This is a genomic window from Polaribacter vadi (assembly GCF_018861005.1).
Classification (GTDB): Bacteria; Bacteroidota; Bacteroidia; order Flavobacteriales; family Flavobacteriaceae; genus Polaribacter; species Polaribacter vadi_A.
Window position 1 is genome coordinate 228,477 of record NZ_JAHKQL010000031.1, and the last position, 13,731, is coordinate 242,207.

Below are 13,731 nucleotides of genomic sequence, written 5' to 3' on the forward strand. Positions count from 1 at the left end.
ATACAAGTAAATCAATTATTATTTCTTAACATCTATATATCAAAAGATTCAATCTGTATTATTTAATATTTTAACTATAGATTTTATGATCTGATACATCACAAACCATTAACGCAACTTAGTTGCATTAAATAATTTTTAGATATATTTGTTCCTTAAAATTAGAATCAAATAAATTGAAAATAAATATGGAAAAAAGAAAAGTATTTGATGTTGTAATCATTGGGGGTAGTTATGCTGGTTTATCAGCTGCAATGGCTTTAGGTAGGTCTTTAAGAAATGTATTAATTATTGATAGTGGAAAACCTTGTAACAGACAAACACCTAACTCACATAATTTTATTACTCAAGATGGCGTAAAACCGATAGAAATATTTCAAAAAGCAAAAAGTCAGGTTTTAGAATATGATACAGTACAATTTTTAAATGATTTGGTAATTTCTACTACTAAAATTTCTGACGGATTTGAAATAGAAACCAAACTAAAAGAAAAAATTAAGGCAAAAAAAGTCCTTTTTTCTACTGGTGTTAAAGATATTATGCCAAATATTAAAGGCTTTTCAGATTGCTGGGGAATAAGTATTCTACACTGCCCTTATTGCCATGGTTATGAAGTAGCTAACAAAGATTTAGGAATTATCGCCAATGGTAAAACTGCATTTGAACTTTGTACACTTATCCAAAATTGGTCTAAGAATTTAACATTATTTACCAATGGAAAATCAGAATTAACAGAAAAACAAATCGAAATTATATCAAAATTAAAAATTACAATTGTTGAAAAAGAGATTGAAGAATTAATGCATTTAAATGGTAACATAGAAAAAATTTCTTTTAAAGATGGTGCTAAAACTAAAATAGATGCAATATTTTCTAGAGTCCCTTTTAATCAGCATTGTAAAATACCAACAGAAATAGGATGTAAAACTAATGATTCTGGACATTTTAAAGTTGATTTTTTTCAGAAAACAAATATTGAAGGTGTTTATGCTGCTGGTGATAATACATCTCCTTTTAGAGCAGTTTCTTTAGCTACATCTTCTGGCACAATTGCTGGTGCTGCAATAAATATGGAATTGATAAAAGAAAGTTTGCCTTTATAAAAAATAGATTTATAAATTAAAAATGCCTATTACAAATTGTAATAGGCATTTCATCTAAAATCAAACTAACCAAACTTAATTTAAATTTTTATAATTTAAAAAAATGCCCATTACAATGAAGTAACAGGCACTTCCATCCAACTAAACTAACCAAACAACAGGTTAACTTTTTTATAATATTTCACTATTTTTATTTTGATAACTTTTCAATTCTTGAGTTATTTATACTAAAATTGATATGTAATTGTTGCTTTTGCAAAAAATGGTGTACCAGGTGTAAAATGTATTTCTTCTACTGAATTTACTTCATTTTGTAATCTACTTTCTGTTGCAAATTGTGTCTCATTCCAAGCTACATCAAAAAGGTTTTCTACTGCAACACCAAAAGTTATATCATTTACTTTGTAATTAACATTTAAATCACTCACAAAATAACCTTCTGCAATTATACTATTGTCTTCATTTGCAGCTCTATCTCCTAAATATCTATATCTTAAACCTCCTGAAAAATTACCAAGATTCGAAAAAGATATTCCTCCAGACATCGTAAAATTCGGTGCTAGAGGAATGTAATCTTCTCCAACTATGTTTTCTAAGCTTTTTGCTTTTGTATAAGTTGCATCTGTATCAAAATAAATATTATTAGTTAACTGATATCTTATTCCTAAATCTACTCCAAAACGTTCAGATTTTCCTGATGGTTCTACAATACCAGCATCACCTACGTACACAAATTCTTCTTCAGAAAACAAATACCACAAAGCAGTATTTAAAACCAAATTTTTAGTAGGTTTCCATATATTACCTAAATCTACACCATAAGCTCTTGGTAAAACTTTATCTGCATTTTGCTGTAAAACAACTCTTGCATCATTAGAATGAAATCCAATTCCTGATTTTAAAAACCATTGTAAATTATCGTTTTGAGTGTATAAAAAATTTAACTTCGGATTTACAATTGCCTTGGTTTTACTCAATGTTTCGTAAGTTGTACTTAAATTATCATTGTATAAAAACTTAAAATAATCGAACCTTAATGCTGGTGATATTTTAAATTTACCAATTTCAAATTCTGAATTAAAAAAAGCATAAGCATTAGTTTGTTGTACATCTCCAAACTGAATTCTATTTAGTAATTCACTTCTATTTTTGGTATGTGATAATTCATTGTCTTTAATATTATCAAAACGTAAACCTAAACCTTTGGTAAATTTTGCATCTACATTTCCATATTTTTTTTCTGTGATGATTTTTGCATTCATTCCGTAGATATTTCTATCCTCAAATTGTTTTATTTGATCTCCATTTATAGGATCTTCCAAGAAAAATGTAAAGTTAGAATACAACTCAAAATTATAATTTGAATAAAATGCATTGGCTTTAAAAATTGATGTATCATCTAAAGTTTTTTGCAACTGTACATTTATATTAGATCTAGAAGTATAACCACCTTCAGTATCATCAATCGAACCAAAACGTGTAATGTTACCATTTGCAACTTCTCTTTCTGGTATTTGCCCAGAAGCATCCCAAGCACTTGTAAAATGAGATGCTGTTAAAGTCAGCTTGTCTTTTCCGTTTAAATACGTATTGTATTTTGCAAATAAATTTAGTCTGTTAAAATTTTGTGGCGATTCAAATGGGCCATCAAACTCAATATATTCTACAGCTACATAAGCATCATCATTTTTTGCATTTTCTAATAAATTGAACATTGCAACAGTTCTTAATGAGTTAAAATCTCCATAACCTACAGAAACCATATTTTTGTTGATGGCAGTTTTTGTAGTAAAATTTACATAACCTGCTGTATTAAAATCACCTTGATTTGCATAATAAGGTCCTTTACCAAAATCGATATTTTTAATGGTTTCTGGAATTACAAAATGCAAATCTGAATAACCTTGACCATGTGCATGCGAAACCATATTTATAGGCATACCATCTACAGAAAGGGTAATATCTGTTCCATGATCTATATCAAAACCTCTTAAAAAAATCTGTTCAGCTTTTCCTCCTCCTGCATGTTGCCCAATAAATAAACCTGGCACTTTTCTTAATATTTCTTGCGAATTATTTACAGGGTTTAGCTGTAAATCTACTCTTGCAATAGTTTGTAAAGCATTTATTTCTTTACGCAAAACCAATTCTTCTAATTGAAAAATTTTGGTTTTTAAAGTGATTGTTATTCCATTTTTTAAATGCTTTGGCATCACTTTAATTGTCATTTTTTCGTACCCAAGAATACTTACTTGAATGCTACTATTAATCTGTGTTTTGTCTAACGTAAAATTTCCATTTTCGTTGGTATGTGTATGTGTATTAGATGCTTCGTTTACCACATAAACATTTTCTAAAGGCTCATTAAACGGATTTATTATTTTTCCTTTTAAAGTTTGTCCTATAGTTTGCAAACTGAAGATAAAAACCACGAATAATATGAATCTATTTTTCATTTTTTATAAATTTTTCGCGAATTTAAATGTTTTTTACCTCAATTTCTGTTAAAGGACCTAACTCATAAACACTTTCTAATAACTCGTTTTTTATCTCTTTAGCTTCAAGTATTTTATCATTATGTTTTAAAATAAAAGCAGTGTGCAACAAAGCTTCTGGCTCATAAGTTTTACCAATTACATGTTTTTCTGAAATCTGTAATGCTTTTTTAGTTTCACCATTTTTATAATAAGCCCAAGCCAATAAATCGTAAGATTGTGCTGTAGGTCTTTCTTTAACCTCTTTTTTTGCAATTTCTATGGCTTCCTTCTTTTTATCATTACTATCTGCAAATAAAATAACGTTGTATTTGGCATACATTGCACCATATTTTTCGTTAGAAACAGCTTCTAAATATTTTTTGGTTTGCTTTTCTTTTTCAGCAATATTCCCCATAAAATCTGCAATTTCTAGCTTTAATAAAAAGTAATCTGGAGAAGTATTTTCTTTTTGAATTTCATTTAAAATTCTTAAAGCTTCTTCTGGATTTCTCTCATAAGAATACACAATCCATGCAATTCCTTTTTTTGCATAAGTATTGTTTGGGTTAATTTTTAATGCATTTATATAAGCATTATAAGAATCTTTAATTCTACCTGCATGACCATAATAATCTGCAAGATTTGTGTAGTTCCACTGAATTAAAGTTTTATTTTTAGTAGTCTTTGCAATCTTTAAAGCACTTTCTAAATATTTAATGGCATTATCTAAATTACCTAAATGATCATTGTATTTAGATAACCTTATTAAATAATCGAAATTATTAAAGTTTTTTACTTTGGATAAATATGCTGTAACTTCTTTGTAACTACCCAATTCTAAATAAACATCAACCAACATAAAATGGGTCTGCTTTAAGTTTTCTCCATTTTTTTCTGCTTTTAACAACAACTCTAAAGCTTCTTGAAAACGATGTTGAGAAATGTAATTTCTTGCTAAACTTCTTAAATAACCAGCGTTATTAAAATTAGTTTTTTTGTTTGCTACTAATAAATTTTCTTCGGCTTTTTTTAATTGAGTAATATTACCTGTTAATTTAAAAATTTGAGAATTTGCACTAGCTATTTTTGAATGATATGGATATTGATTAGGTGATTTTTCTAACTTGTTTGCCCAAAAATTTAATTCTTTATTTACACTTTCTAAAGCACTGTTTTTATTTAATTCTAAATACGCTTGATATTCGTATGGATTTGTTATTTGTTTGGTTTGTTCTTTATTGCAACTGATTGTTATAGAAAAAGTTACAAATACTAAAATAAGTTGGATGTATTTCATGATTTGTAGTTTAAAGTTGTTTTATAAATAACTGGCGTAGTAAAATACGCCAGTATTTTTTTTAGGGGTTGATTTTAAATATTACCGAATTTGGGGGGAATTCTTTTAGGTAAATTTTAGATTATTAATCTACCAAGGTGAAGCCAAATAAGGGAAAGAATCTGAAAATTCTTTATCATTTGCATCTACATTATCATTAGATAAACTAGGGTTTTCAGAAAAATCTTCTCCACCAAAAATCAATAATAATTCAACAGTAATTACATCATCTGCTAAAGCTCTACCTGTTAAAACGTTAGTACCATCATAAAAAGTTGTAGTACCATCTAAAGACACATTTAAAACGTCTGTAGCTAATAAACCTGTAAAAGTAGCAGCGTCTAAACCTAATGCATTTGCATCACCATCATTTGCATAAGCAGGACTTAAACCTGTTAAATTAGCCTGAAACATTGACTGAAACATTGCTCCTTGTTGAGAAGGTATTGTAGTATTAAAAGCATCTTTACTATCAGAAGAAACAAAAACTGTATTTACTGCTGGTCTACCCATTTGATCTTCTTGAACAAAAGTTCCAGAAAAATCAATTGAAGTTTCTTCCATCATGTTATCATCATTATTACAGCTTACCATAAGAAGTGATGCAACTGCTATTGCTATATATTTTATTTTAAAAATTTTCATAATTCTATATTTTAAATTGTTAGTTAGTTTATTATTGTTTTGATTTTGCCTCTACCCAAGTATTAATTGTACCAGAACCACCAATTTCACTTTTTGGCACTTCTACAACTATAGACATTACATTTGTACCCGCAAAAGTATCTGAACCAGGGCTGTTAAAACCAGATGCATTACCACCTATAATTTCTCCATATTGTGCAAAATCCATAAAGAAAGGATCATCTCTTGGTCCTGCAAAAAATTTCATTCCATTTTGATTAGCAACAATTGCAGAAGAAGATGAAATTGCTACTTCAGATTTTGTAGCCAATTCATTAATCATACTATTTAGTCCTGTTGTTGTTGGTGCATAAGGACCAAAGAAATACATTTTACCATCTCTTGGTATTGCTTGTATAACCAAATCTTCTACTTTGTCATCATTGGTATCAATATTAAATTCTACCATAACATTTTCACTAAAAGAAGCTGCAGTAGTTGCATCCGGACTTAATAATCCTTGTACGTTTGCTACAAATACTAAATTGTTTGTGTCTTCTCCTTGAAAAGCATAGAAGTCAGTAATGTCTGCTGATGTTCCACTTACTGCAGGAGCATCAATATGATCTGCTGCAATTGTAATTAAACCGATAATTGCTGCGAAAACAGTTGCAGCTAAAATTTTTGTTTTTTTCATTGTGTGAGTTTTTTAAGTTATTTTAATTGAATCTCACATATACTTACGAGGTAATTGTAAGTACGGTTTTAAAAAAGTTTGTTTTTTTTCAAAAAAAAATCAAATTCCTTATAAACAAAGAGAAAATGAGGTAAAAAAAATTATAAATCCACTAAATATTTGTAGTATTGTAATAGAAATTTAGACAAAATTTGAAGAATTCTACTAAAAAAACTTCTTGGAAATTTCGCCTTCATGAAATAATTTATGAAGCAGATACCCCAGAAGGAAAGTTATTTGATGTTATTTTATTGATTGCCATTATTGCTAGTATACTATTAGTAATGCTAGAAAGTGTTGTAAGTTTTGATGCAAAATACCATGATGCTTTATATATTGGTGAATGGATTATTACCATTTTATTTAGTATTGAGTATATTTTAAGAATTATTTCTATAAAAAAACCACTTAAATATGTTTTTAGTTTTTATGGAATTATAGATTTTTTATCAACTATACCAATTTACCTATCATTTATTTTTGTAGGCTCGCAAGGTTTAGTAGCTTTAAGAGCTTTACGTTTGCTTAGAGTTTTTAGAATTTTAAAATTAGCCAGATATATAGGTGCATCTAACAAATTGCTTTTAGCATTAAAAGCGAGTAGAGCTAAAATTGCTGTTTTTTTATTTTTTGTTTTAATTGTTTGTATCATTTTAGGAACAGTAATGTATATGATAGAAGGTGCTGAAAATGGTTTTACAAATATTCCGAAAAGTATTTATTGGGCAATTGTAACATTAACTACTGTTGGTTTTGGAGATATTGCTCCACAAACAGCTTTAGGACAATTAATTGCAAGTGTAATTATGATTTTAGGATATTCTATTATTGCAATACCAACAGGAATTGTAAGTTCTGAAATGACAAAAACGGCTAACGAACATCATACAAATACGCAATCTTGCCCAAATTGTTTAAAAGATAATCATAAAGAAAATGCCACTTTTTGTTATCATTGTGGTAGTATTTTAAACGAATGACACAACACAAAAACACCTTAATTACAATTGTTGGACCTACAGCAATTGGTAAAACTGCTTTAAGTATACAATTGGCAAATCATTTTAAAAGTGATATTATTTCTTGCGATTCTAGACAGTTTTATAAAGAAATGACCATAGGAACTGCTGTACCAGAACCAGAAGAACTAGCAGCAGCAAATCATCACTTTATACAAGACAGAAGTATTTTTGACGACTATAATGTTGGGCAATTTGAAAGAGATGCTTTAGCCAAGTTAAATGATTTATTTTCAGAGAACCATGTACAGATTATGGTTGGTGGTAGTGGTTTATATGTAGATGCTGTTTTAAAAGGGTTAGATTATTTTCCTGAAGTGGATAAACAAATCAGAATAGATTTAACCAAAGAACTAGAAGAAAAAGGAATTGAGTATCTACAAGAAAAACTAAAGAAATTAGACATAGAAACTTACAACACCATTGCAATCGATAATCCTCATAGAATAATGAGAGCTTTAGAAATTTGTATTGGTACAAATACACCCTACTCTACTTTTAGAAATAAGCCAAAAGTACCTAGAAATTTTAATAGTATTAAAGTAGGTTTAACTGCAGATAGAGAAATTATTTATAGCAGAATTAACCAAAGAGTAGATCTAATGATTAAAAATGGTTTATTAGAAGAAGCAAAAGCATTACATAAACATAAAAACCTAAATGCCTTGCAAACTGTTGGTTACAGAGAATTATTTTCTTATTTTGATGATGAGTTTACCAAAGAATTTGCAATTTCTGAAATCAAAAAAAATACAAGACGATTTGCAAAAAGACAAATAACTTGGTTTAAAAAAGATGAAAAAACTTTAAGGTTTGATTATAAAACGGACATCAACACTATTATTAAAACCATAGAAGACACCACTGTTTCAGAAAGTTAAATTTTTAACTTTTTTTATGAACAACTCACTTTCATAAATCATTCGCTTTTATATCTTTGTTACTCACAAAATTAAAATCATGAAATTAAAAATTACAATTCTTTTTATTGCTTTTATTAGTACATTATCTATTGCGCAAACAAAAACTGGTACCATAAATAGCGATTATATTATAAATATAATGCCAGAGGCAAAAATTGTTATTAAAAAAACGCAAGAATATGGAGTAAGATTAGATTCTTCTTTTTCAATTAAAATGAAAGAATATCAAGATAAAGTTGCTGATTATAAAGAAAAAGAGAAAGAAATGGGTGATTTAATGAAAAAAACAATCATTAAAGAATTAACTGAACTAGAGCAAAATCTTAATCAATATCAGGCAAATGGTAAAAAATTAATGCAGTTAAAACAAAACGAATTAATGAGACCATTGTATAAAAAATTAAGCGACGCAATTAAAGTAGTCGTAAAAGAAAATGGCTATACTCATATTTTAACAGTAGCAGGTAATGAATTTGCTTATGTAGATGAAAAGTATGATATCACTAAATTAGTTATGGCTAAATTAGGTGTTAAAGAACCAGAAGTAAAAGAATAATTTATTCTTTAAACAATATTTAAAAGTCTCATTTTTATGAGGCTTTTTTTTATTTTTATATATTACCTTCTAGTTTTAATTACACTCTAATTATATGAACCTTGATACATCTATACTATCACAAATTTTTAAAAATGTTTCTTTTTCTAAGGATGAAAAAATATGTATTGAAAATAAGCTAGAGAAACTTACCTTAAAAAAAGGAACTACAATTCTAAAAGCTGGTGATACAGTTTTTAATCAATATTATGTTTTTGATGGATGTTTAAGAACCTATTATATAGATAATTCTGGTAAAGAACATACTTTGCAATTTGCCATAAATGATTGGTGGATTAGTGATTACACTGCTTTTTTTACATCTTCAAAAGCAATAATGCATATAGAAACCATCCAAAATGCTACGCTATATAAAATATCAAAAGAAAATATGGAGATTCTTTACAAAGAGATTCCTCAATTAGAAACTTTTTTCAGAAAAAAAATGGAAAGAGCTTTTACTAGTTTTCAAAAAAGAATTTTGGCTAGTTTATCTCAATCTGCCAAAGAAAGATACCTTTCATTTATAACTACTTATCCTAATATAGAACAGAATGTAAAAAACTTTCATATAGCTTCATATTTAGGAATTACTACAGAAAGTTTAAGTAGAATTAGAAAAGAAATAGCGCAAAATTAATTTATTACCATACATCAATTTTTAGTGTTTCGTTTGTTAATAATTTTGTTGTCATAAAAACAAAACTACATTCACAAATGAAAAAAATATCAATAATTATTACAGCTATAGTTTTATTGTCTGCTTGTGCAAAAAGTATAAAAGAAAATAAATCTGTAGATAATAACTTAAATAATAACACAGAAAAAAACACTAAAATGAAAAACGTATTATTTGTACTAACAAGTCACGATAAATTAGGTACAACAGGAGAAAAAACAGGATTTTGGATTGAAGAATTTGCTGCACCTTATTATTTATTAAAAGATAAAGGTATAGCAATTACAATTGCATCTCCTAAAGGTAGTCAGCCTCCTATTGACCCTAAAAGTAATGAAGCAGATTTTCAAACTCCTGCAACTATAAGGTTTAATAATGATGCAGAAACGAAAGAAATTTTATCTAAAACCTTAAAATTAGAAACCATAAATCAAGAAGATTTTGATGCTATTTTTTATCCTGGTGGTCATGGTCCTTTATGGGATTTAGCTGAAGATAAAAATTCAATTAACTTAATAGAAAGCTTTTACAATAACAATAAACCTGTTGCAGCTGTTTGTCATGCTCCTGCAATTTTTAAAAACACTAAAAAAACTGATGGAACTTATTTAGTTGATGGTAAAAAAGTAACTGGTTTTACAAATACAGAAGAAGAAGCTGTACAATTAACAACTGTAGTTCCGTTTTTAGTAGAAGATATGCTAAAAGAAAATGGTGGAATTTACTCAAAAAAAGCAGATTGGACTTCTTATGCTGTGGAGGATGGATTGTTGATTACAGGTCAAAACCCAGCTTCTTCAGAATTAGTTGCAGAACTTTTATTGGAAAAATTAAAATAAGAATTATTAAATTTATTAAAAAAGCCTCATGCAATTATGAGGCTTTTTTATGCAATTATTTCTCTTTATTTCATTGAAGTTTATTAAGAAACCAAAAAAAAGAAAATTAAAATATTATTCAATAATTTTCTTTAAAATACTAAAAACCTTTTTTTCAATTACATCTACAGAACCATCAGCAAAAAACACATTTTTAATATCTCTAATTAAATCGTCTTTTTCGTTTTGACTAAATTTATTTTCTGATAAATATTGCTGAATTTTGTTTAAGTTTTGTTCATCAGAATCTACAACTACTTCTGTATGAATTTTATGATATGTAATTTTATCTACTCTAGATAAAATATATTTTTCTTCTTCTTCTGACTCAAAAAAATTACAATGTGCAGCATACAAAAGCACATAGGCTTCAAATTCCTTTTTTGTCCAATCTAATTTTTCCATTATTTTTCTATTGGTAAATTATTTGTAGAACCCCATTCTGTCCAAGAACCATCATAAACAGCACAATTTTTATTACCTGCAATTTCTGCACCTAAAGCCAAAACTGAAGCTGTTATTCCTGTTCCACAAGAAAATATTAACTCTTTATTTTCTGGGTTTATTTTTTTAAAAATTAATTTTAATTCCTTTTCAGATTTTAGTTTTCCACCAGTTAATATATCATTAAAAGGCAAACTCACTGAATTTGGTATATGCCCACCTTTTACATCTTCTCTTGGTTCTGGAGCAGTTGCGTAAAATCGTCCTTTAGATCTTGCATCAGCAATTAAAAGTTTATTATTGTTGATAGCAGCTAAAACATCATTAGTGAATTTTAATTTTTCAGGTTTAAAATTGGCTGTAAAATCACCTTTATCTCGCTGCTTTTCTTTTGGTTTTTCTATAGCATATTCTTTTGATACCCAATCTGGAAAACCACCATCTAAAACAGCAATGTTTGTAAAGCCCATCAATTGAAACAACCACCAAACTCTTGGTGATGAATAAATGCCTAAATCGTCATAAACAACAATACAGCTATCTTTATAAATACCTAAGTTTTGAGCTTTATGTTCAAATTCTTTAGCTGATAAAACTGTATTCGGAAAAGGAGCATTTACATCAGAAAACACCTTTTTAATATCAAAAAAAACAGCATTTTTAATTTGATATTTTTCTTGAATAACCTCTTTTTTTAGAGCAGTTACTTTTGGTAAAGTTGCATCTAAAACAATTAAGTTTTTATCTTCTAAATGATTAAATAACCATTCTGAAGAAACTACAGGTTTTTCTATTTTTAAAGACATTTTACTTTACAGCTTCGTAATTATCATCCCAATTTTTAGGTTTAGGATCGTGTAATTTATCTAGAGATTTTGCTACAATCATTGCTACAGTTGCATCTCCAGTAACATTTACTGTTGTTCTACACATATCTAAAGGTCTATCTACTGCAAAAATTAATGCAATACCAATTGGTAGTAATTCTGCAGGAAAACCAATCGTTTCTAAAACAATAACCAACATTACAATACCAGCACTTGGCACAGCAGCACTACCAATAGAAGCTAAAACTGAAGTTCCTATAATTACCAATTGATTGGTTAACGTTAATCCTTCTGGCCATAAAACCTGCATAATAAATACAGCTGCAATACCTTGATACAAACTAGTTCCATCCATATTTACGGTTGCTCCTACAGGTAAAACAAAGCCAGAAACTTCTTTATCTACACCTAAATGTTCTTCTACACGTTCCATAGTTACTGGTAAAGTTGCAGCACTTGAACTTGTAGAAAAGGCAAGTAATTGAGCAGGACTTATTTGTTTTAAAAACCAAGCTGGCGATTTTTTGGTATACACATAAACTAATAAAACATAGAAACCTATCATTATTGCTAAACCTCCAACCACACACAATGCATAAGCTAATAATTTTACTAAAATTTCTGTATCATCGAAAGCAATAATAACATTTGCTAGTAAAGCAAAAACAGCATATGGTGCAAAAAGCATAATTAAGTCTACCATTTTCATTACCACTTCATTTAAAGAATCAAAGAAGCTTGTTAATGGTTTTGCTTTTTCTTCTGGTATTAAGAGTAAACTAATCCCTACAAATAAGGCAAAAAAGATAATTTGCAACATACTTGCTTCTGTAAAAGCTTTAAAAATATTACTCGGAAAAATATCTACCAAAGCTTGTAATGGTCCAGAATCTTTTTGAACAGAAGCTTTTGCTAACTTATCAGAAACATCGCTAGAAGTTTCATACTTTGCTTTAATTTTTTCTATGGTATCTGCAGGCATTCCATTACCTGGTTTAACAGTATTTACAATACCTAAACCTATAATAACTGCAACTAAAGTTGTAAATATATAAATTGAAATGGTTCTAAATCCCATTGTTTTAATTTTAGAAATATCTTTTAAGTCAGATATTCCTTTAATTAAAGAAGCTAAAATAAGTGGTACTGCAATTAATTTTAAAAGATTGATAAAAATTGTTCCAAATGGTTTAATCCAATCTGTTACAAAATCTTTACCTCCATCAACAGTATTCATAATAAAACCAAAAATGATTCCTAGTACCATTCCTATTAAAATTTTCCAATGTAAAGCGAGTTTCTTCATTAAGTTGTTTAAAATTTAAAAAATAAGCTGAAAGATAAAAAAATATTTAAAATTAAAGTGACTTTATTGTTATATTGTGTCATATTTTTAGTGAACTTATATATTAATTATTAAAAACATAAAATGTCAGGAATATTAGATTTATTAAATAGCGATTTAGGTAAACAAATAGTATCAGGTGTAGCTGGTTCTACAGGTAACGATTCTAGCAAAACAAGTAGTGTTTTAACTATGGCTTTACCTCTGTTGATGAAAGGAATGGAAAGAAATGCAGCTACTCCAGAAGGTGCTGCAGGTTTAATGAATGCATTAAACAATAAACATGATGGTAGTATTTTAAATAACCTTAGTGGTTTATTTGATGGTGGAGTTGATGAAACAGTAAAACAAGATGGTGCAGGGATTTTAGGTCATATTCTAGGTGCTAAACAAAGTGGTGTAGAACAAGTAATTGGTCAAAAATCTGGATTGGATGCAAGTTCTGTTAGTAATATTTTAAAAATTGCAGCACCATTAGTAATGGGTTATTTAGGTAAAGAAAAACAATCTAAAGATTTATCTAATTCTGGTGGCTTAACAAGTCTTTTAGGAGGAATGTTAGGTGGTAATGATACTAAAAGCGAACAAAATTTCTTAGAACAAATTTTAGATTCTGATGGTGATGGAAGTGTTGTAGATGATGTTGCTGGTATGCTTTTAGGTGGCAGTAAAAATAGTTCTGGTAGTGGAATTGGTGGAATGATTGGTGGTCTTTTTGGAAAATAAGGAAACCATTTATTTTTTA

The 13,731-nt window shown here is 28.3% G+C and carries 14 protein-coding genes; 7 read left to right on the top strand and 7 right to left on the bottom strand.

Features of this window, described 5'->3' with window-relative positions; translation table 11 throughout:
- Nucleotides 1–188: 188 nt before the first annotated feature.
- Complete coding sequence (locus KO506_RS13940; protein WP_215995529.1) at nucleotides 189–1,103, top strand: NAD(P)/FAD-dependent oxidoreductase; 915 nt, start codon at nucleotides 189–191, stop codon at nucleotides 1,101–1,103.
- A 227-nt stretch (nucleotides 1,104–1,330) separates the two neighbouring features.
- On the opposite strand, the gene KO506_RS13945 is transcribed toward KO506_RS13940, so the two are convergent.
- The 4 genes from KO506_RS13945 to KO506_RS13960 all read right to left on the bottom strand — a co-directional run bounded on the left by KO506_RS13945 (nucleotide 1,331) and on the right by KO506_RS13960 (nucleotide 6,237).
- The gene (locus tag KO506_RS13945; RefSeq protein WP_215995530.1) at nucleotides 1,331–3,559 is read right to left on the bottom strand and encodes a TonB-dependent receptor; all 2,229 of its coding nucleotides are present in this window, start codon (nucleotides 3,557–3,559) and stop codon (nucleotides 1,331–1,333) included.
- 22 nt (nucleotides 3,560–3,581) lie between these two features.
- Entirely contained in the window at nucleotides 3,582–4,877 is a 1,296-nt protein-coding gene (locus KO506_RS13950; RefSeq protein WP_215995531.1) for a tetratricopeptide repeat protein, read from the bottom strand.
- Nucleotides 4,878–5,006: 129 nt separating this feature from the next.
- A complete protein-coding gene (locus tag KO506_RS13955; RefSeq protein WP_215995532.1) occupies nucleotides 5,007–5,561 on the bottom strand; it encodes a DUF4331 family protein in 555 nt (184 codons plus the stop codon).
- A gap of 31 nt (nucleotides 5,562–5,592) precedes the next feature.
- Nucleotides 5,593–6,237 carry a DUF4331 family protein gene (locus KO506_RS13960; RefSeq protein WP_215995533.1) on the bottom strand — a complete coding sequence of 215 codons (645 nt, stop codon included), beginning with the start codon at nucleotides 6,235–6,237 and terminating at the stop codon, nucleotides 5,593–5,595.
- A gap of 191 nt (nucleotides 6,238–6,428) precedes the next feature.
- Between KO506_RS13960 and KO506_RS13965 the strand changes: the two genes are divergently transcribed.
- From KO506_RS13965 to KO506_RS13985, 5 genes are all read left to right on the top strand, one after another.
- The gene (locus KO506_RS13965; protein WP_215995534.1) at nucleotides 6,429–7,256 is read left to right on the top strand and encodes an ion transporter; all 828 of its coding nucleotides are present in this window, start codon (nucleotides 6,429–6,431) and stop codon (nucleotides 7,254–7,256) included.
- Nucleotides 7,253–8,176: a tRNA (adenosine(37)-N6)-dimethylallyltransferase MiaA gene (miaA, locus tag KO506_RS13970; RefSeq protein WP_215995535.1), complete on the top strand. Its 924-nt coding sequence runs from the start codon at nucleotides 7,253–7,255 to the stop codon at nucleotides 8,174–8,176. Before KO506_RS13965 ends, miaA begins: the two co-directional genes overlap by 4 nt.
- A gap of 79 nt (nucleotides 8,177–8,255) precedes the next feature.
- Nucleotides 8,256–8,774 carry an OmpH family outer membrane protein gene (locus KO506_RS13975; RefSeq protein WP_215995536.1) on the top strand — a complete coding sequence of 173 codons (519 nt, stop codon included), beginning with the start codon at nucleotides 8,256–8,258 and terminating at the stop codon, nucleotides 8,772–8,774.
- Between the two features lie 94 nt (nucleotides 8,775–8,868).
- Nucleotides 8,869–9,453 (top strand): Crp/Fnr family transcriptional regulator, encoded by a 585-nt coding sequence (locus KO506_RS13980; protein ID WP_215995537.1) that lies wholly within the window; start codon nucleotides 8,869–8,871, stop codon nucleotides 9,451–9,453.
- Between the two features lie 77 nt (nucleotides 9,454–9,530).
- Complete coding sequence (locus KO506_RS13985; RefSeq protein ID WP_215995538.1) at nucleotides 9,531–10,331, top strand: type 1 glutamine amidotransferase domain-containing protein; 801 nt, start codon at nucleotides 9,531–9,533, stop codon at nucleotides 10,329–10,331.
- A 114-nt stretch (nucleotides 10,332–10,445) separates the two neighbouring features.
- Here the strand turns inward: KO506_RS13985 and KO506_RS13990 are convergent, their stop codons facing one another.
- From KO506_RS13990 to KO506_RS14000, 3 genes are read right to left on the bottom strand one after another with little or no spacing between them, the layout of a single operon-like run.
- Nucleotides 10,446–10,775, bottom strand: a complete 330-nt coding sequence (locus tag KO506_RS13990; protein WP_215995539.1) for a hypothetical protein — start codon at nucleotides 10,773–10,775, stop codon at nucleotides 10,446–10,448.
- Entirely contained in the window at nucleotides 10,775–11,620 is an 846-nt protein-coding gene (locus KO506_RS13995) for a sulfurtransferase (protein WP_215995540.1), read from the bottom strand. Before KO506_RS13995 ends, KO506_RS13990 begins: the two co-directional genes overlap by 1 nt.
- Nucleotide 11,621: 1 nt before the next feature.
- Nucleotides 11,622–12,947 carry a dicarboxylate/amino acid:cation symporter gene (locus tag KO506_RS14000; protein ID WP_215995541.1) on the bottom strand — a complete coding sequence of 442 codons (1,326 nt, stop codon included), beginning with the start codon at nucleotides 12,945–12,947 and terminating at the stop codon, nucleotides 11,622–11,624.
- A 123-nt stretch (nucleotides 12,948–13,070) separates the two neighbouring features.
- Between KO506_RS14000 and KO506_RS14005 the strand changes: the two genes are divergently transcribed.
- A complete protein-coding gene (locus tag KO506_RS14005; protein WP_215995542.1) occupies nucleotides 13,071–13,712 on the top strand; it encodes a DUF937 domain-containing protein in 642 nt (213 codons plus the stop codon).
- The last annotated feature ends 19 nt before the right edge of the window (nucleotides 13,713–13,731 follow it).